Origin of the sequence: Rhizobium centroccidentale (assembly GCF_030182565.1) — a bacterium.
Taxonomy (GTDB): Bacteria; Pseudomonadota; Alphaproteobacteria; order Rhizobiales; family Rhizobiaceae; genus Rhizobium.
In genome coordinates this window covers 35,417-53,654 of record NZ_JAQJCG010000001.1, presented here as the reverse complement: position 1 = coordinate 53,654, position 18,238 = coordinate 35,417, and the positions used below count along the sequence as shown (strand labels likewise).

General features: G+C 57.1%; 24 protein-coding genes. 14 read left to right on the top strand and 10 right to left on the bottom strand.

Annotation, left to right across the window (positions count from 1 at the left end; translation table 11 throughout):
* Nucleotides 1-11 precede the first annotated feature (11 nt).
* The 7 genes from PH562_RS00280 (at nucleotide 12) to rpsU (ending at nucleotide 3,180) form a co-directional block, all read left to right on the top strand.
* Nucleotides 12-449, top strand: coding sequence for a curlin (locus PH562_RS00280; protein ID WP_113232559.1), 438 nt, complete (start codon nucleotides 12-14; stop codon nucleotides 447-449).
* 64 nt (nucleotides 450-513) lie between these two features.
* Complete coding sequence (csgH, locus tag PH562_RS00275; protein ID WP_113232560.1) at nucleotides 514-912, top strand: curli-like amyloid fiber formation chaperone CsgH; 399 nt, start codon at nucleotides 514-516, stop codon at nucleotides 910-912.
* Nucleotides 913-1,187: 275 nt separating this feature from the next.
* Nucleotides 1,188-1,601, top strand: coding sequence for a curlin (locus tag PH562_RS00270; protein WP_285170783.1), 414 nt, complete (start codon nucleotides 1,188-1,190; stop codon nucleotides 1,599-1,601).
* Nucleotides 1,602-1,807: 206 nt separating this feature from the next.
* Entirely contained in the window at nucleotides 1,808-1,957 is a 150-nt protein-coding gene (locus PH562_RS00265) for a hypothetical protein (RefSeq protein WP_095438695.1), read from the top strand.
* An 83-nt stretch (nucleotides 1,958-2,040) separates the two neighbouring features.
* Nucleotides 2,041-2,538 carry a BON domain-containing protein gene (locus PH562_RS00260; RefSeq protein WP_285170772.1) on the top strand — a complete coding sequence of 166 codons (498 nt, stop codon included), beginning with the start codon at nucleotides 2,041-2,043 and terminating at the stop codon, nucleotides 2,536-2,538.
* 246 nt (nucleotides 2,539-2,784) lie between these two features.
* Nucleotides 2,785-2,940, top strand: coding sequence for a hypothetical protein (locus PH562_RS00255; protein ID WP_285170770.1), 156 nt, complete (start codon nucleotides 2,785-2,787; stop codon nucleotides 2,938-2,940).
* A gap of 36 nt (nucleotides 2,941-2,976) precedes the next feature.
* Nucleotides 2,977-3,180, top strand: coding sequence for a 30S ribosomal protein S21 (gene rpsU / locus PH562_RS00250; protein WP_113232564.1), 204 nt, complete (start codon nucleotides 2,977-2,979; stop codon nucleotides 3,178-3,180).
* Between the two features lie 183 nt (nucleotides 3,181-3,363).
* Here rpsU and PH562_RS00245 read toward each other — a convergent pair whose 3' ends face one another.
* The 5 genes from PH562_RS00245 to PH562_RS00225 form a co-directional block, all read right to left on the bottom strand.
* Nucleotides 3,364-4,707, bottom strand: coding sequence for a PQQ-dependent sugar dehydrogenase (locus tag PH562_RS00245; RefSeq protein ID WP_113232565.1), 1,344 nt, complete (start codon nucleotides 4,705-4,707; stop codon nucleotides 3,364-3,366).
* Nucleotides 4,704-5,153, bottom strand: coding sequence for a DUF2231 domain-containing protein (locus PH562_RS00240; protein WP_113232566.1), 450 nt, complete (start codon nucleotides 5,151-5,153; stop codon nucleotides 4,704-4,706). The genes PH562_RS00245 and PH562_RS00240 overlap by 4 nt, the downstream gene beginning before the upstream one ends.
* Nucleotides 5,154-5,287: 134 nt before the next feature.
* Nucleotides 5,288-5,494: a hypothetical protein gene (locus tag PH562_RS00235; protein ID WP_095438688.1), complete on the bottom strand. Its 207-nt coding sequence runs from the start codon at nucleotides 5,492-5,494 to the stop codon at nucleotides 5,288-5,290.
* 10 nt (nucleotides 5,495-5,504) lie between these two features.
* The gene (locus tag PH562_RS00230; RefSeq protein WP_113232567.1) at nucleotides 5,505-5,687 is read right to left on the bottom strand and encodes a hypothetical protein; all 183 of its coding nucleotides are present in this window, start codon (nucleotides 5,685-5,687) and stop codon (nucleotides 5,505-5,507) included.
* A 149-nt stretch (nucleotides 5,688-5,836) separates the two neighbouring features.
* The gene (locus tag PH562_RS00225) at nucleotides 5,837-6,691 is read right to left on the bottom strand and encodes an SDR family oxidoreductase (RefSeq protein ID WP_208409432.1); all 855 of its coding nucleotides are present in this window, start codon (nucleotides 6,689-6,691) and stop codon (nucleotides 5,837-5,839) included.
* Nucleotides 6,692-6,970: 279 nt separating this feature from the next.
* Here PH562_RS00225 and budC point away from each other — a divergent pair, with 279 nt between their 5' ends.
* The 6 genes from budC to PH562_RS00195 all read left to right on the top strand — a co-directional run bounded on the left by budC (nucleotide 6,971) and on the right by PH562_RS00195 (nucleotide 12,148).
* Nucleotides 6,971-7,735 (top strand): meso-2,3-butanediol dehydrogenase, encoded by a 765-nt coding sequence (gene budC, locus PH562_RS00220; RefSeq protein WP_285170761.1) that lies wholly within the window; start codon nucleotides 6,971-6,973, stop codon nucleotides 7,733-7,735.
* A 16-nt stretch (nucleotides 7,736-7,751) separates the two neighbouring features.
* On the top strand, nucleotides 7,752-8,189 hold the full coding sequence (locus tag PH562_RS00215) for a PPC domain-containing DNA-binding protein (RefSeq protein ID WP_285170760.1): 438 nt from the start codon (nucleotides 7,752-7,754) through the stop codon (nucleotides 8,187-8,189).
* Nucleotides 8,190-8,276: 87 nt separating this feature from the next.
* Nucleotides 8,277-10,370 (top strand): catalase, encoded by a 2,094-nt coding sequence (locus tag PH562_RS00210; RefSeq protein ID WP_285170758.1) that lies wholly within the window; start codon nucleotides 8,277-8,279, stop codon nucleotides 10,368-10,370.
* Between the two features lie 167 nt (nucleotides 10,371-10,537).
* Nucleotides 10,538-10,864 carry an oxidoreductase gene (locus PH562_RS00205; RefSeq protein WP_285170756.1) on the top strand — a complete coding sequence of 109 codons (327 nt, stop codon included), beginning with the start codon at nucleotides 10,538-10,540 and terminating at the stop codon, nucleotides 10,862-10,864.
* A 109-nt stretch (nucleotides 10,865-10,973) separates the two neighbouring features.
* A complete protein-coding gene (locus PH562_RS00200; protein WP_285170755.1) occupies nucleotides 10,974-11,183 on the top strand; it encodes a hypothetical protein in 210 nt (69 codons plus the stop codon).
* Between the two features lie 71 nt (nucleotides 11,184-11,254).
* Nucleotides 11,255-12,148: a DUF72 domain-containing protein gene (locus PH562_RS00195; protein WP_285170754.1), complete on the top strand. Its 894-nt coding sequence runs from the start codon at nucleotides 11,255-11,257 to the stop codon at nucleotides 12,146-12,148.
* A 25-nt stretch (nucleotides 12,149-12,173) separates the two neighbouring features.
* Here the strand turns inward: PH562_RS00195 and PH562_RS00190 are convergent, their stop codons facing one another.
* The 3 genes from PH562_RS00190 to PH562_RS00180 form a co-directional block, all read right to left on the bottom strand.
* Nucleotides 12,174-12,443 carry a hypothetical protein gene (locus PH562_RS00190; RefSeq protein WP_113232574.1) on the bottom strand — a complete coding sequence of 90 codons (270 nt, stop codon included), beginning with the start codon at nucleotides 12,441-12,443 and terminating at the stop codon, nucleotides 12,174-12,176.
* Between the two features lie 174 nt (nucleotides 12,444-12,617).
* Nucleotides 12,618-14,408: a thiamine pyrophosphate-requiring protein gene (locus tag PH562_RS00185; protein ID WP_113232575.1), complete on the bottom strand. Its 1,791-nt coding sequence runs from the start codon at nucleotides 14,406-14,408 to the stop codon at nucleotides 12,618-12,620.
* Between the two features lie 188 nt (nucleotides 14,409-14,596).
* Nucleotides 14,597-14,845, bottom strand: a complete 249-nt coding sequence (locus PH562_RS00180; RefSeq protein WP_095438999.1) for a hypothetical protein — start codon at nucleotides 14,843-14,845, stop codon at nucleotides 14,597-14,599.
* 333 nt (nucleotides 14,846-15,178) lie between these two features.
* On the opposite strand from PH562_RS00180, the gene PH562_RS00175 reads away from it, so the two are divergent.
* Entirely contained in the window at nucleotides 15,179-17,179 is a 2,001-nt protein-coding gene (locus PH562_RS00175; protein WP_285170751.1) for an ABC transporter ATP-binding protein/permease, read from the top strand.
* Between the two features lie 135 nt (nucleotides 17,180-17,314).
* Here the strand turns inward: PH562_RS00175 and PH562_RS00170 are convergent, their stop codons facing one another.
* On the bottom strand, nucleotides 17,315-17,569 hold the full coding sequence (locus tag PH562_RS00170; RefSeq protein WP_113406996.1) for a DUF982 domain-containing protein: 255 nt from the start codon (nucleotides 17,567-17,569) through the stop codon (nucleotides 17,315-17,317).
* A 157-nt stretch (nucleotides 17,570-17,726) separates the two neighbouring features.
* A complete protein-coding gene (locus PH562_RS00165; protein ID WP_113232622.1) occupies nucleotides 17,727-18,101 on the bottom strand; it encodes a hypothetical protein in 375 nt (124 codons plus the stop codon).
* Nucleotides 18,102-18,238 lie beyond the last annotated feature (137 nt).

The window sequence follows — 18,238 nt, the reverse complement described above, 5'->3', positions numbered from 1 at the left end:
GAGACACAGTCATGATCCGCACGTCTTTCATTGCAACCGCACTCGTCGCTCTCGTCGGCCTCACCGCTGCAGCCCCCGCCATGGCCAACGATGTGCGTATCGAACAATATGGCTGGTCGAACTCTGCCGGTGGTGCACAGGAAGGGTACGGAAACCGCATCAGAACCTACCAGAACGGTGGCTACAACCGCATTGTCGGCCATCAATATGGTCGCCATAACCTTTCGGCTGTCGGCCAGGAAGGCAATGACAATTACGGCGCCACCTATCAAAACGGTGACCGCAACATAGCCGGCATCGGCCAGTTTGGCTCCAACCACACGACCATCCTTACCCAGGACGGCAATGGCAACATCGCGGCTGGCGTCCAGGTCGGCCATGGCTGCAGCGCCAATGTCAGCCAGGGCGGCAACGGCAATGTCGCCGCCTTCGTCCAGGCCTGCCCGTAAGCAGCTGCGCGATAACCTGAAAGAAGTCAGAAACGCAACCGCAGACCATTTGGGGAGATGACCCATGCCAAATAGCATCAAACATCCGCGCCGTCTTATGACGATCCTCGCGCTGGTCCTGCTTCCCGTCGGCGCCGTTGCGGCCATGACGACTGCCAACCAATCTGACGATGCGGGGCTTTGCGAAATCAAAGCCACGCCTGGAGCAGGTATGGTGAGACTGGATGCGCTCGTCCACGCCGACAAGCACGTTGGCGGGGCTTACACGTTCCGTGTCGAGAAATCAGGAGATGGTGGAAGTTCCACGATCAACCAGAGTGGCGATTTTGATGCCATAGCGGGGCATGCGGCAATCCTCAGCTCCGTCTCGCTCGGCTCCAAAGGAGCCGCATACAAGGCAACATTGGATATTGTGATCGGGGATAAGAGTTTCAGATGCACGAAGCAGGTCGGCGACGATTAATCGGTCTCCACACTCTGCAAATCCCTTTAAAAGGGCGCCGGTTTCTGGCGCCCTTTTGCTTTCGATCAGGTTTAGAGTAGTTCAGTTTTTCCACGGAGCCTCTGGACCCTCTATCTCTTTGGTTTCACGCAATTCCGGACGGGAAACCGCTGCGCATTTTTCCTGGAATTACCCTCGACGACTGAACGACAACTGAACGGGCAATTTCGACTGGGTTCAGCTTAAAAGTGCGAAAGTTGGTCATCGGCTAAAGCAGCCGGCCTATGGAGATCAGGATGACCCGCAACGTGTTTAAAATCCTTACTGTCACTCTTCTTGTCGGGAGCCTGGGACAAGTCGCCTTGTCCGCGCCGGCCTATGCGGGCGGGCGGATCTCGTTCAACCTTGTGCCTGATAATGCCGAGGATTCAGATCTTTTCTCGACCGGATTGCGCGTCTATTCACTCTACCGCGGTCTGAAAGACGCCGACATTCGGCAGCTGGGCCGGGGTAATGCGGCTGGCATCGCCCAGACCGGCCGAGGCAATCTCGGCTTCATCCAGCAGCAGGGCAATGGTCATTCCGCAACCTTGCGACAGAACGGCAACAACAATGCCTATGGCATTTTCCAGTATGGGCGAAACACGGAAACCGACGTGGTGCAGGATGGGGATAATGGCAGTGGCGCTACCTTCAGCTATGGCTGGTAAGGCAGTTCACGGCAGTTCCGAAGGCCACGCCAAGCGACAAAGGTTCGCGTATTTTGGCAGAGAAATAGCGCGGACGAATGAGGCGCGGAAAGATTTCCTTCCTCGATACGGACGTTCTTCGTTCGGATGGGCTTTATCGCGGCTTGGTACGATCGGAACCAGGGCTGCCGACGGGGGTTATATCCATAGCAAAAGGAGAAGCCCTCATGATCCGCAAACTGAAATCGGGCGAATATCGTCTCTACTCACGCAAGCTCGATCCGAAGACACACAAGCGCAAGAATCTCGGGACATTCAAGACCCGCGAGGCGGCCGAAAAGCATGAGCGCGAAGTGCAATACTTCAAGCACCACTAGCGGATCGGCGAAGCCGGATAGGCACCCGAGAAGCAGAATCGGAGCTGATTGTGTTTCTTGAGCTAGAGCGAAGGAGATTGGTTATGACACAGTTTCGAAAGAAGAAAGCGCTGTCGCGAGAAGAGGATTATCGCGACTATCAGGATCGCGATACCCGCGAAGGATGGCCATATTCCGACGAAAGTGCATTGGGTTCGACCGAACCGGAAAATCGAGAATACGGCACCACTCCAGCGAATTTTGACGAAGATACTCCCTCTGGCCTGATCGGAGACAACGCAGACACGAACGGGCTTGAGGAAGACACGGCCCACACGCTGGGGCCGTTGCCACCCAGCCGCATCGATAACGATGAACTGGAAGCGGCCATTACCGAACGATTCATCGAGAGCGAAGAAATCGATGCAGACAGCATCGAGGTTCATGCCGATGGCGGCATCGTAACATTGGAAGGCAGTGTCGAAACGCAGGCGGCTGCCGAACAGGCGGAAGCGCTCGGGCTGTCTACGCCTGGTGTCGTCAAGGTTCGCAACAATCTGAAAACAACCGGTGTCGATTCCCATATTCCCCCCGATGCGTGATACGCGGCCTCCATATGCCCTCGACGCTCCGAAGATTTTGTCCCTTGTAACATCGGGATTCGATACCCATTTACCGCCATGAGATATGCGGTTCCGCTCGCCCGTTGCATTGCAATGGCTGGTCCAGGCCTTAATCGCCCGACCCATTTGGCGGCCCGTTCTTTGCCCTCCGTCCGATGACGTGACGGGCGCTTCCGTCATCCATTGACATGAGCGCTGGCTTAATGGCCGGCGCAGGAGATTTTGTTGAAAAAATCAAACACAATCGACGCGCTCGCGGCGGTGAAACCGCGCGAATGCGATCAACCCATCAACCAGCTCCCCGACAAGAACTGGAAACCCTATCCCTGTTTGCTCACCCGCGAGGAGCTTCGGAAGCTGATCGCCGAACAACTCGGCTGACGCTTGCAATTCATCACCAATAATGAGGAGAACAAAATGCAGGTTCTGGTAAGAGACAACAATGTCGAACAAGCAATCCGAGTTCTGAAACGAAAGATGCAGCGCGAAGGCCTGTTTCGTGAAATGAAGGAACGACGGGCCTACGAAAAACCGTCCCAACGGCGTATCCGGGAAAAGGCGCAGGCCATCAGCAGACATCGCAAAGCCGTGCGGAAAAGAATGAAGCGCGATGGTGGCTGATTAAGTCAGCCACATCCGACTTGAAACCGAATGAACACATCATGATGCACGCAAATTGACTTTGGTGAGGGCGGCTTTGCTATGATGAGCGAGACTTATGCTGGCGCTTCAACGCGCCTCTCAATCCGCCGATATGGCACGGAACATGGTTAGGCACCGTTTTTCGACGGTGTTGGGAACGGGTCATGGCGCTGCCGAGGTAACGCGCCAAACCGTGTTGCCTACGTCATCGGCAATCAGCAGAGCGCCAAGCTTGTCGACTGCCAAACCTACCGGCCGTCCCCTCGCCTCGTTGTCGCCATTTAAAAAGCCGGTCACAATGTCCTGCGGAAGACCTTTGGGCCGGCCGTCTGCGAATGGGACGAAGACCACCTTGTAACCGTTGAATTGGTGCCGATTCCAGCTCCCATGCTCACCGACGAAGGCCCCTCCACGATACGCTTCCGGCAAATTGGTGCCGGTATAGAAGACCATCCCTAAGGGCGCGACATGCGAACTCAGCGCGTAATCCGGAACGATTGCCTTCGCTACTAGGTCTGGTCTCTGCGGCATGACCCTGGGATCGATGTTCTTGCCAAAATAGCTGTATGGCCAACCATAGAAGCCACCCTCCTTCACGGAAGTCATATAGTCCGGCACGAGATTGGGACCGAGTTCGTCGCGCTCATTGACGACTGCCCAGAGGGCGTGCGTTTGCGGCTCCCAGGAAAGACCATTCGGATTTCTCAACCCATCCGCGAAAATGCGATGGCGGCCCGTTCCCCTATCGACCTCCCAGATGGAGGCGCGATCCATTTCAGCCTGTATGCCGTTTTCCGTGATATTGCTGTTCGACCCGACACCGACATAAAGCAGCGTCCCATCGGGGCTCGCCACCAGACTCTTGGTCCAATGGTGATCGATGGGTCCGCCTGGCAAATCGGTAAGTTTCGTTCCCGGATCGGGGATGCTCGTCTCGCCCGTCTTGTATGGGTAACGCATGATCTTGTCCGTCTCCGCGACATAAAGGTCGCTACCGACAAGAGCGACACCGAAAGGGGAGTCGAGATGATCGAGAAAAACGCTCTTCGTTTCCGCAACCCCATCCCCGTCGGCATCACGCAACAAGGTTATACGGTTGCTTCCTTCATTGTTGCCGGCAGATGTCGCCATCGACTCGATCCAGCCCATGATCAGGTCCTTGGGCCGCTTGATCGATGCCGCAGGCGGCGCAACAGATTCCACAGCAAGAACATCGCCATTCGGTAGCACATAAACTGAGCGCGGGTGTTTCAATCCCGTTGCGAGCGCCTTGATTTGCAACCCGTCCGGAACCTTCGGCTTATCGCCGTTCTGCCAGCCGATCACTTTGGCGACATGCATCGGCGGGATGAGATATTGCGTCTGGGCCGGCAATGTCGGGTTTGGTCCGACCTGATCCTTCGGATCCTGTTCGTTCTGATTGCAGCCGGAGAGAATGAGGGCCGTGCCGCAGATAAGTGCGGTAAAGGAGGACGGCACAGTCGACTTACCTATCGTGCTCTTCATCTCTCGGCTCCCGGCCCTCTGCGATAGATCAATGCTCGCCTTATCCAGCCGCTAAAAAGGACGAGAACGACCACCACGGATGAAAGAATAAGGCCGGTCGGAACGACTGAAGTCCACGCATCACGGCTATGGACCAGCGCGTTGAAGAACGACAAGACGAAGATAAGAGCGTTACAGATCGAATATAGCCAGACCGGTCCGCGCATCGAGGAAAGGCGTCTGCCAAGTGCATCGACTATCATGGCAATGACAGCAAGCAAGCCGAATAACAAGCCAACCGTAAGCAGCCATGCAGATGCATCCGCCCACATCATTTCAGCGGTTCCCCAATAGGCCACATCCGTCGCCAATGTGCCAAGGAAGCAAACCATCGGGATTGGAATGATGAGCGAGTGAAGAGGGCGGGGCGGAAGAGGGTGCGCAGCGTGAAGGTCTTGAGCGACCATGGCGGTGTCTCCAATATTCCTGAGAGCACCGGCCAAACATTTATCGATTTGTTTTGTTCCAGGCAAACATTTGGGACCTTGAGGACTGCTTCGGGCTTTCCGCTCGGCTTTTCGACACGAGCGGAAATTCAGCCTCAACTTGCCGCGTGGCCACCTTTCCGCTTGGGATCATGGCTATGATGGCGATCTCGTTCGCCGCCGCCGCCGGAAACCTTGCTGCGGTCCCGCTTATCGGGCTCGGCCGGCGGCTTTGGAATGTTCAAGGGCGCCTTGGCATTTTCATGGGATGCTCCCGGGCCGCCTTGGCGAATACTAGCCGGTGTTTTGGTCGATGTGGACATTGGCACCTCCCTATCGATCCTGTTGATGCCCCTGGTGACTGGTATTGATCCTGCTATTTCCCTGCTGGCCTTTCTTGTCTGGATCTACCGTCATGTCAGGCTTATGGGGATCGGATATCGATGGTTTGGCGTGGTCACCAACACCTTTGTCGCTTCGATTTTCCTCGGGAACCGGTGGTGGTTTGCTGCTCATCATCTTCTCCTGTCATTGCTTTGCCAGAAGCTGCGGGCGATTTATCTCGCGGCCGTTCCGACATTGGCCGCCCGGATCCAACCAACTTCAGCCCAGAATGTTCCGCGAATGAGCGCCGTTCGCTGACATCCCGCGCAAATGCGCTGAAGTCAAAGGAGAGGCTTGCCCCCGGTAACCGCGACGGTCGTGCCGGAAACATAGCTGGAGAGCGGATCGGCAAGCATGACATAAGCCGTTGCCAGCTCAGCCGGTTGACCCGGCCGCTTCATCGGCACTTGCTTTCCAAAATTCTCGACCGCTTCCGACGCCATCGTCGAAGGGATCAATGGAGTCCAAATGGGTCCGGGCGCGACGGCATTGGCGCGAATGCCTTTTTCCGCGAGCAATTGCGCCAGCCCTGCGGTAAAATTCTGGATAGCCCCTTTGGTGGTGGCATAGGCAAGCAATGTCGGGTTTGGAGTATCCGAGTTGATGGACGCCGTATTGATGATGGCGCTACCCGGCTTCATGTGCGGTACGGCCGCTTTGGTCAGATAGAACATGGCATGGATATTGACCTTGAAGGTCAATTCCCATTCCTCGTCAGTAATATCGCCGATATCTTGAAAGCTCGCCTGATGCGCAGCATTGTTGACAAGAATATCGATCCCTCCGAGTTCGGCGACGGCCTTGTCGATGATATCGCGACAATGTTTGGGATCCTGAATATCGCCGGCCATCAATACCGCTTTGCGGCCGGCCTCCTCAACCCATTTTCTGGTTTCGTAAGCATCGTCATCTTCGCTCAGATAGGCGATCAGAACATCGGCGCCCTCGCGGGCAAAGGCGATTGCGACAGCGCGGCCAATGCCGCTGTCGCCGCCGGTGATGACAGCCTTTTTGCCATTAAGCTTTCCCGATCCGCGATAGGTCGCCTCCCCATGATCGGGCGCGGGATGCATGGCAGCGGTATAGCCGGGCATGGGCTGTTGCTGCGGCGAAAATGGCGGTTGTGGATGTGTCATGATGTTCTTCCGGTAATGATTGCATTGTCACTCCAAACCTCCTCACTCGCTTTCGGTTCCATCGACGGCACATTATCTGCGGGATGCGTCCAGGAACATTCAAGTCCGGTAATGGTTCCTATCGGAGCCTAGAGCATGTCGCGCAAAAGTGTGTAGCGATTTTGCGATAACGACATGCGCAAAATCAACGACCTAAAGCGCGGTAAGCGGATCTGAAAGATCGCGACGCGCTTTAAGTTTCGATAGATCCCGTTTCACCGATTTTGAAAGGACAGCCCGATGCATCGCTTCGAAGAAAAGGTCGTCATCGTAACGGGTGCGGCATCGGGAATGGGAGAGGCGACAGCGCGACGGTTTTCCCAGGAAGGCGCGAATGTCGCCCTCGTCGATCGCCGTACGGAAGCGCTGGAAAAGGTCGTTGCGGATTTGCCAACCGAACGCAGCCTCAAGCAGGTGGTGGATGTATCGGCATCTTCCGCGGTTGCCGCGATGGTTTCGGCAGTGGTGGAACGGTTCGGTCGCCTTGATGTCATCGTTAACAATGCGGGCATCCACGAGGGTGGCGCGCCCGCTGACATTTCCGATGAACGATGGCATGCCGTCATCGCGACCGATCTGGATGGCGTGTTTTTCGGTTGCCGAGCAGCCATCCCGCATCTTGAAAAGACCAAGGGGTCGATCATCACCACTGCCTCTGTCTCCGGCACCGGCGGCGATTGGGGTATGAGCCCCTACAACGCCGCCAAGGGCGCCATCGTCAATCTGACCCGCGCCCTGGCGCTCGATCTCGGACGAAAGGGAATTCGCGTCAATGCCGTGTGCCCGAGCCTCACGCGCACCGGCATGACGGAAGACATGCTTAAGGACGAAGCCCTCGTTGCCAAGTTCAAGGAGCGCATTCCACTCGGTCGTGTCTGCGAGCCGGAAGAGGTTGCGGCCGTCATCGCCTTTCTGGCAAGCGACGATGCAAGCTTCGTTACCGGCGCCAACATCGCCGTCGATGGTGGCGTGTCCGCCTCCAACGGCCAGCCGGCACAGGATTGAAAGGGAGACGAGTACGATGAATTTCAAGAAAGTTGACCTGCGGAACGGCCTCAAGACTTATGTCGTCGTGCTCGATGCGAATGAGGAAGCATTCTCGACGCTCGCGCGCTTCGCCACGGATCAGGATCTGAAGGCTGCTTCGGTCACCGCAATCGGCGCATTTGAACGGGCGACTGTCGGCTGGTTCGACTTCAGCGAGCGAAGCTACCGCAAGATCCCTATTACCGAGCAATGCGAGGTGCTGAGCCTGATCGGCGATATTGCGACAGGCGAGGATGGCGGAGCGAGCCTCCATCTTCATGCCGTCCTCGGCCTGAAGGATGGCTCGACACGCGGCGGCCACTTCCTCGACGGTATCGTGCATCCGACCTTGGAAGCGACCATTGTCGAAACACCGGCGGAATTGCAGCGCCGGCATCAAGAGGATCTCGGCATCGCGCTGATCAAACTTTGAGACCACCAGCCGCCACCTCCAGCCAATCGGAACATTGCCGGCCGAACAAGGTTCGATCAGCAGTTCCAACGGCAGAAGGAGAATATCATGGCGAAGGACACGAGCTTCGAAACCTCGCGCGGCGAAGGCGGTGAGACGCACCAGCATATTCCCGAAAGCGGCTCTCATGGCAATGCGGAGCATCTGACCACCAATCAGGGCATCCGGGTGTCGGACAATCAGAACAGCCTGAAGTCCGGCGTCCGCGGCCCGACGCTGCTTGAAGATTTCGTCCTGCGGGAGAAGATCTTCCATTTCGACCATGAGCGCATTCCCGAACGGATCGTGCATGCGCGAGGTTCGGCCGCGCACGGCTTCTTCGAGCTCTATGAATCGCTGTCCGATGTAACCAGCGCCGATCTGTTTCAGCGCAAGGGTGAAAAGACGCCGGTCTTCGTCCGCTTTTCGACGGTTGCCGGCGGTGCCGGCTCGGTGGATACGCCGCGTGACGTGCGCGGCTTCGCGGTGAAATTCTATACCAAGCAGGGCAACTGGGACCTTGTCGGCAACAACATCCCCGTCTTCTTCATTCAGGATGCCATGAAATTTCCCGATCTTGTGCATGCCGTGAAGATGGAAGCTGACCGCGCGTATCCGCAGGCGGCTACCGCCCATGATACGTTCTGGGACTGGGCGTCGCTGATGCCGGAATCCACGCATATGCTGATGTGGGCGATGTCCGATCGTGCCATTCCGCGCTCACCGCGCATGATGCAAGGCTTCGGCGTCCACACATTCCGCTTCGTCAACGATGCCGGCAAATCCACATTCGTGAAATTCCACTGGAAGCCGAAGCTCGGCATCCAATCGCTTGTCTGGGATGAGGCATTGAAGCTGCAGGCGGCCGATAACGACTACCATCGCCGTGATCTTTTCGAGGCGATCGCGGCCGGGCATTTTCCGGAATGGGAACTTGGCCTTCAGCTCTTCGACGATGCCTTTGCCGAAAGCCTTCCCTACGACGTCCTCGATGCCACGAAGATTATCCCGGAAGAGGTACTGCCGGTAAAGATCGTCGGGCGACTGGTTCTCGATCGCAATCCGGACAATTTCTTCGCGGAGACCGAACAAGTGGCGTTCTGCCCGGCAAACATCGTCCCCGGCGTCGATTTCACGAATGATCCCTTGCTGCAGGGTCGACTCTTCAGCTATCTCGACACGCAGAAATCCCGCCTCGGGACCGCAAACTTCCATCAGCTGCCGATCAATGCACCCAAATGTCCCGTCATGAACTTCCAGCGTGACGGGCAGATGCAAATGCAAATACCGAAAGGCCGCGCGAACTACGAACCGAATAGCCTCAGCGAGAACAGCGAAACCGGCGGCCCGCGCGAATGTCCGGTGACGGGTTTCCGCACCTACGAGCATCAGGCTGGGAAGGAAGAACAGGGCGACAAGCTGCGCGTGCGCGGTGAACTCTTCGCCGATCATTACAGCCAGGCGCGTCTTTTCTGGAAATCCCAGACACCATCGGAACAGGCTCACATCGCATCAGCCTTCGTCTTCGAATTATCGAAGGTGCAGCTTCAGCACGTGCCACCCCGCATGGTCGGAAACCTCATGAATGTCGATACAGGGCTCGCCAACAGGGTCGCCGCGGGTCTCGGGCTCGTCAACCCGACCAGGAATTTGCCGGCGCGTGAACCGATCGATCTCGACGCATCCGCCGCTCTTTCCATTCATAAAAACATGAAGGAGACGCTGGAAGGACGGCAGATCGGCATATTGATCGCCGGCGGAAGCGACGCCAAGGCGATCTCCGATCTCGTCGGCGCCCTGAACGACGCCAAGGCGAGGCCCTTTATCGTCGCTCCCAAGGTTGGGGAGACGAAGCTTTCCGACGGAAATACGATCCGTGCCGACGGACAGCTCCTTGGTTCGCCTTCGCAGCTCTTCGATGCCGTTGCCGTCATCCTCTCGAAGGACGGCGCAGCCTCGCTCCTCAACGAGGCGGCAGCCGTACAATGGGTGATGGATGCTTTCGGACATCTAAAGGCGATCGGTCATGACGCTGCCGCCAAGGTACTGCTCGACAAGGCGGCCATTCAACCAGACGCCGGCGTCGTGGATCTCGCCTCATTCCTGAGTGCCGCGCCCAAGCGCTATTGGGACCGCGAGCCCCGTATCCGCATGCTCGCCTGATGGCAATCTCTCTTGACATCGCCGACCGCCTCCATCGGCGGCCAGCGGTGTCCACCGGTTATCCCGACACCCCTGATCTGATTTCGGCGAGCAAATATTGGAAAATCCGGAAACAACTGCCCGCCGTTCGAGTTGGAAGGCAGCAAAGCTAAAGAAAGGAAATACCAATGTTGACGAGAATGATCGCAGTCTGTGCCCTTTCGATCGGCATGGCCACGGCAGCCATGGCTCAGCAATCAGGCTCCGGCGGAACAGGCACGGGGGGTTCCGGAAGTGGTAACGGCGCCGGCACCGGTTCGCAGAACGATGGCACCTCCAACGGAAATGGAGGCGCCAATAGCAATACGACTGGAACCAATGGCACTCCAAATTCCAACGGCCAGTCCCAGGACTGCAATGCCATGAAAACCGGCAAGAACACGACGCAAGGCACGGATACGCAAAGCAATAGCCAGTCGAGCGACAGCACGTCCAGCAAGAATTGCCCGCAATAATAGCGGCGTGTGAAATCGGGATTGCTACCCGCATTTCGCACGCCTCCTGGCTGTCGGTGTCCGTGGTGTGGGTCACCGGCAGCAGGCAGCACGATCAAGGAGAAAAATCATGATGAACGGCGCCCAGGAACTTGCCGAGGAATATCTAAGACTCGGTGGAAAAAGACTTCTGGTAATGGATGACAACATCCTGTCGACCAACAGCTGGGAGGCTGATCCGCCTGAAGCTGAAACCTTTTGGAAAAGGGAGATCGAAAGCCTGGCACCAAGGCAACGCAACGAGGTCATGTCGTTCCTGCCGTCCATCAACGTTACATGATAGGACCGATAGACAGTGAATTCCGACATCGTCTCTTGCACAGGCAAGCCGATCCGGACGCGGTATGAAACATGGTAAAAACTGGAACGATCCGCATCGGAATTTCCGGCTGGACCTACCCGCCCTGGCGCGGCGTTTTCTATCCGAAGGGCTTGGCTCAGAAAAACGAGTTGTCCTACGCCTCCTCGCAATTTCCATCCATCGAAATCAACGGTACATTTTATAGCCTACAGACACCCGAGACCTTCGCAAGATGGCGAGACGCAACTCCGGATGACTTCGTTTTTGCGGTCAAGGGATCACGCTACATAACCCATTTGCGAAGGCTTCGCGATATCGAGGTGCCGCTTGCCAATTTCATGGCTTCCGGCCTATTGCGGCTGGGAGCAAAGCTCGGTCCCATCCTCTGGCAGTTTCCTCCCCGGCTGCGGTTCGATCGAGAACTGTTCTCCAATTTCATTCACATGCTGCCAAAGGACACGGATGAAGCACTTTCTCTGGCCAAGCGGCATGATGAGCGCTTGAACGGTCGAGATTGGTTGATAGCGGACAAAAGGAGACCGATCCGGCATGCATTCGAAATCCGCAATGAGAGCTTCGTGCACGCCGACTTCATTGAACTCTTGCGGAAACATCGAATCGGGCTCGTTTGCGCCGATACCGTCGAATGGCCGTTGCTGATGGATGTCACCGCGGACTTTGTCTATTGCCGTCTGCATGGTTCGGAGGAGCTATATGTCAGCGGCTATGATGACGAAGCGTTGAGCATATGGGCGGAGCGCATCGACGATTGGGCGCATGGGCGCGAGCCGGACAATGCCAATCGTGTCCTGAAGCCGCTGAAGCGGTCACGACGTGGCCGCGATGTCTATGTCTATTTCGATAATGATGTGAAGGTGCGGGCGCCGGCCGATGCGCAGCGGCTCAGCCGGTATCGTGGCCTGGTCTGGCAAAAGAGCCCATAAGGAAGAGTATGCGGCGGCATCATGCTTATTCAAGCCGCCCCCAGGCCGGATTCCAATTCACGCCTTCCGACAGTTCGACATAGATGGGCCGCATAAGTTCATCGGACATCTTGTTGCGAGCGGCCCGAAAGGCGTCATCTGGCTCCATTTCCTCACCCGGAAAAATCGTGTCATCTTCCCCCGGCGACATCACCTTGCGCAGGAATCCTCGGATCTGATCGCCGGAATGGTAGAACTTGATGACGATGGAGCCTGGCGGCACGTCGTTCTTGCGATATTTATGATAGGTTTCCACCTCACACCTCCTGACATTGTCGCCTGTCGCTGCGTCCGGAGCACCTCGCCGTCTCGGGCCATGCTCACATCTCTCGGAACCTGCTTGATCGATTGATATCGATCCAAACCACCCTTCCCCACATTGGTTCCCGCAGCATCTCATCGCGGCCGCCATTTGCCTGTTGTCGTTCACCTATTTGGCGCGACCGGGAAGGATGGCACTCAGCGCCTGTCTCAGCGTCCCTTTGACCACACCGCTTTCTTCAGGATCCCCTTTCAGCAGGGCGGCGGTCAGGTTGCGCATCTGCTCGAAAGTCAGGTGCGGCGGTATCGGCGGGACTTCGGGATCTGTCTTGACCTCGAGCACGACAGGCCGATTGGCGGCAAGCGCTTCATCCCAAGCGGCGCCAAGCGCCTCCGGTCGGTCGACGAAAATGCCCTGAAGGCCGATCATATCGGCGAAGCGATGATAGGGGACATCGGGAATCCGCTGCGAGGCATCGAATTTGGGATCGCCTTCCATGACGCGTTGCTCCCAAGTTACCTGGTTGAGATCCTCATTGTTGAAGACGCAGATGACCATGCGCGGGTCGGACCATTTGCGCCAGTATTTCGTCACGGTGATCAACTCCGCCATGTTGTTCATCTGCATGGCGCCATCACCGACCAAAGCGACGATTGGCCGATCAGGGTGCGCGACTTTCGCGGCGATCGCATAGGGCACCGCCGCCCCCATGGATGCGAGACCGCCGGACAAAGACGCCATCATGCCGCGGCGCATGCGCAAATCACGCGCGTACCAATTGGCGCACGAGCCGGAATCGCTCGTGACGATGACACCGTCGGGCAGGCGCGGCGAAAGCTCCCAGACGACACGCTGCGGGTTGACCGGATTGGCTTCCGCGTGCGCCCTCGCCTCCAGCGTTCGCCACCACTCGCCGACATTAGTCTCGATCTCCTTGCGCCAGGAGAGATCCTGCTTCTGCTTGAGAAGCGGCAGCAGTGCCTGCAAAGTCTCCCGGGCGTCGCCGACAAGATTGACCTCCATGGGATAACGCAGGGAAAGCATGTCAGGCCGGATATCGATCTGGACCCCTTTTGCATCGCCTTCTTCGGGCAGGAACTCCGAATAGGGAAAACCGGATCCGACGACCAGCAGGGTATCGCAGTCTCGCATCAGGTCCCAGGACGGTTCGGTACCCAGAAGGCCGATGGAGCCGGTGACCCACGCCAGATCATCCGGTAGGGCGGCCTTGCCGAGCAAGGCTTTCGCCACTCCTGCTCCTAGCCGGTCCGCGACCGCGATCAGCTCTTCGCTTGCGCCGAGCGCACCGGCACCGACCAGCATCGCAACCTTTTTTCCCGCATTCAGGACCGAAGCGGCGCGCTTCAGATCGATCTCGTGCGGCACGGTTCTCGGAGCTACATAGCCGACGCCCGACATGACGGAGCCATGCTTGCGCGGCGGCGTCTCATAGGGCATCTCCTGCAGGTCGTTCGGCAGGATGACGGCGGTGACCGTCTTGTTCGCCAGCGCGATGCGCGCGGCACGATCGACCAGATGGCGTACCTGCGCGGGAGCCGATGCCTGATGGACGAAGTTGCCTGCAACATCCTTGAAGAGCGATGCGAGATCGACTTCCTGTTGATAGTGACCGCCGAGCGCCCGACGAGCCTGCTGGCCGACAAGCGCCAATACAGGCTGATGATCCAACCGTGCATCATAGAGCCCGGTCACCAGATGCGTGGCACCCGGTCCAGACGTCGCGACGCAAACGCCAAGCTCGCCCGAAAATTTGGCATAGGCCGATGCCATGAAGGCGGCCATCTCCTCGTGACGAGCCTGAATGAATTCAATCTTTCCCTCGGCCCGGTTCAAGGCCCCGAAGAGACCGTTGATGCCATCTCCGGGATAGCCGAAGATGCGCCGCACGCCCCAATCATAAAGGCGCTGCACGATAAAGTCGCCAACTGTCTTTGCCATGATCCGTCTCCACTTGTCGCGCGCCATCAAAGCGCGTGGCGGTCCAACAAGCAGAGACCCCTTATGTTCCCACTATCAGAAGACGTAGTCATTGGAAAAGCCGGGCGTACGGAGCGCTTTCACCGCCGCCCATCGCATCGATCGTCGTCCGACGCGGCTCTATGACATTTCATTCAAAAGCCGTGTGGCTACGACCGGATTTTCTGACCATCGAGATAACCGTGCTCGTAGGCCTTGGCCTGTTCGCTGTTGTCAGGATAAGGGTTCTTTCTGTTCTCGGCTTCGCATTTCCCCGCCTTGACTCCCTCCTCATACGCTTCTTTTTCGCTCTCTGAAGCGGGAAGACGGGGCGATTGCTCGGGGTAGTATTGTATCGGATTCGGCAGCCCAAGCGCGGGTGCGAAAAGCGAAGCTGTGATTGGCTTTTGCGGGCACATGATGAATTCCTCCTGACATTGAAACGCCATTTACGATGGACGGGTTCCCTCAAGCCATCTCATCATTGGCGCTACGATCTGCGCGATAGCGCCTGATAATACGGGGTAAGGGCGCGCGATCCACCCATGGGGTACATTCTTCCAGCGCCGAGAGTGAACTTTCATTCTTCGAGGATAAGATAAAGTAATCACACCACTTATGCTTTTATATGTACCTGCCGTTACTTGACGATGGTTCGCGCAACGGCTGCCTTATTTTCCCGACACATGGCCTCCACCATCGACGACATTCATATTGTGAAACTTTTTGAATTTTAGTCCGTTGTCGTGCTTATGACCGACGCTAAACCCAATCCGAAATCGGTCGATGGCGCCAAGTCGCCTGGGCGTGAGAGATCGCGCCAGGAGAAAGCCCCGACCGTTGATGTCGAGCCACCAGCAAATATCATTGAACCCGATCCGAACATGACGCCTGAGGAGGCAGAACGGGCACGCAAAGGGTACTTGCTTGCACGTTTCTGGATCAGCGCCCGTGGCTACTGGAGTCGCCGCGGAGACGGCTTTGCGTGGCCGTGCACGATTGGGCTACTTGCGCTTATCGGCCTGAACGTCTGCATCCAGTATGGCATTAATATCTGGAACCGCGCGATTTTTGACGCCATTGAGCAACGCAACGCCCACACCGTTTATGTCCTGAGTGCAGTATTTCTGCCGCTGGTGCTCGGAAGTGTCGCCCTTGTTACGGTGCAAGTCTACATTCGCATGATGATCCAGAGGCGATGGCGGTCCTGGCTGACGAACGGGCTCATCGCTCGCTGGCTCGCGAACGGCCGTTATTATCAGCTGAATCTGATCGGCGGTGAAGGCCACAAGAACCCCGAGGCGCGCCTCTCCGAGGATTTGCGGATCGCTACCGAGTCCCCGGTCGATTTCCTGGCCGGCGTCATTTCCGCGTTCGTGTCAGCATCGACCTTCATCGTGGTCCTGTGGACGATCGGCGGGGCCCTGACGTTCCAGATCGCTGGTTCGGTCATCACAATTCCCGGCTTTCTTGTGGTCACCGCGGTTCTCTATGCTGTGGTCACATCCACCTCGATGGCAGTCATCGGCCGGCACTTTGTCGAGATTTCCGAGGTTAAGAATCAGGTGGAAGCCGAATTTCGCTATACGCTGACACATGTGCGCGAAAACGGCGAGAGCATCGCATTGCTCGGCGGCGAAGAGGAGGAGCGTAATGACCTCGAAAGAACTTTTGGCAATGTGCTGAAGCAATGGGCGCGGCTGGCGCACCAATACATGCGCACGACGCTTATCTCGCAGGGATCGATGCTGATCGCGCCCGTCGTGCCGGTCCTGCTTTGCGCACCGAAATTCCTCGAAGGCAGCATGACGCTCGGTCAAGTGATGCAGTCTGCCTCTGCCTTCGCCATCGTCCAGAGCGCGTTCGGATGGCTGGTGGACAACTATCCGCGGCTTGCCGACTGGAATGCCTCGGCACATCGCGTCGCCTCACTCATGACGTCCCTTGACGGCTTGGAGCGCGCCGAAAAGAGCGACTCCCTTGGACGCATCAAGCATGGGGAAACCGAAGGCAAGGCGATGTTGCGCCTAAACGACCTCTCCGTCACGCTCGACGACGGTACCTCCGTGGTCAAGGAAACGGAGGTCGAGATAGATCCCGGTGAACGTGTGTTGGTCGCCGGAGAATCCGGCACGGGCAAAAGCACACTCGTACGGGCAATTTCCGGTCTTTGGCCCTGGGGCCATGGCAGCGTCAATTTTCATCCCGATAGCCGATTGTTCATGTTGCCACAGCGACCCTATATCCCATCCGGCACACTTCGCCGCGCCGTCGCCTATCCCCGAGCGGCCGAGGACTGGACCCTGGATGAGATCAAAGCGGCCCTTGAGAAGGTCGGCCTTGACTATCTCAATGACAGAATTGAGGAAGAAGCGCCATGGGACCAGACACTGTCGGGCGGCGAGAAACAGAGGCTCGCATTCGCACGTCTTCTGCTACACAATCCCGATATCATCGTCCTGGATGAGGCGACATCGGCGCTCGATGAAAAGAGCCAGGACAAGATGATGGAGATGGTGATCCGCGAACTGCCGAAGGTCACCATCATCAGCGTCGGCCACAGAGCTGAGCTGGAGGCCTTCCATAGCCGCAAGATCACGCTGGAGCGACGCGAGGGTGGCGCAATGCTTGTCAGCGACATTGATCTTGCCCAACGCGGGAAAAGGCGGAACCTTCTTCTGCGCCTCTTGGATGACCAAAGGCCTGCACCAAAAGGCAACTTGGCTCATGGAAAGCAGCGCCTTTCGGATTGACAGACGTTTGCCTGATTGTCAGTCCGGTAGCACCGTGAACAACACGTGCTCTTTCGTGTAGCCTAAAGGAGCGAATGGCCGCTGAGAATATGGCTGCCAGCAAGGTTCAAAGTCGGATCGATCGCGAGTCGCCCATCATGCTTCAAATATTTGGATTCCGCTTTCTTCAAGCGCAGCGAGGAATGCGGCTCTTGCTACGAGCGCCTCCACGTGACCTTCGTGGGCGCTGATCAACATTCGCTTCGCATTCTTGAAGGCGATTCCATGCGACTTTGCCGGCCAGTTCCGCAGCAAGTAGTAGGTGGCAGTCTCCGTGTTAGCGATCGTCAGGCGCTGACCGGGTTTGCGCGTCTCGACGGTGATTGGCTTGCTCCACAATTGTTGTGTCATGATTGTCCTCTTACGGCAAAACGGCACCGCAATCCGAATGTTCCGCCGCGGTTCTTGCCAAGGCTGCAAGCGAAGTCCATCCAACCTCGAGCTTTCGTTAGAGCGAACTCGTCGAGCCCTTTCCCCGCCGTGCTGCATTCTTTCACCGTTCACACGACTATTTTTCTGCCCGCTGCAAGAGAACGCGCATTTCCTCGAACCGTCGCTTGCGGTCCGCATCGCTCTCGTTGGGCGTATAGCAAGTGGTTGATACGCAGAACTTAGCGAGATTATGGGGTTTGTCAGGCTTGTCGAATTCACATTCGAAAGTGTCGGTCATTTCCGCGGGAGACGTTCCCTGACGGGTGGAATAGGCCATGCGCACACCAGGCGGCTTCAGTTCCGGAAAGGATTGGATAGCGCCGATTGCAAGGCTATCCGACAGGAAGAAGTTCTTAGCTACGATTTTGCAGGTTGCCTCAAGATCGGCCGACTGTGCGAAAACCGCTGTCGGCATCAGCGCAAGACCGAATAGAATTAGGGGTTTGATCACAGGGACCTCCTTCAAAAGGGGTTTCAGACTGTTTCAGAACGCAAACAACAAAGAAGGGAATGCCGATCGCGTTGCAAAGTTCCTCCGAAGAGCCCGCTTGGAGTGATCAAAAGTTGCACCATGCCGACACAGCCCGA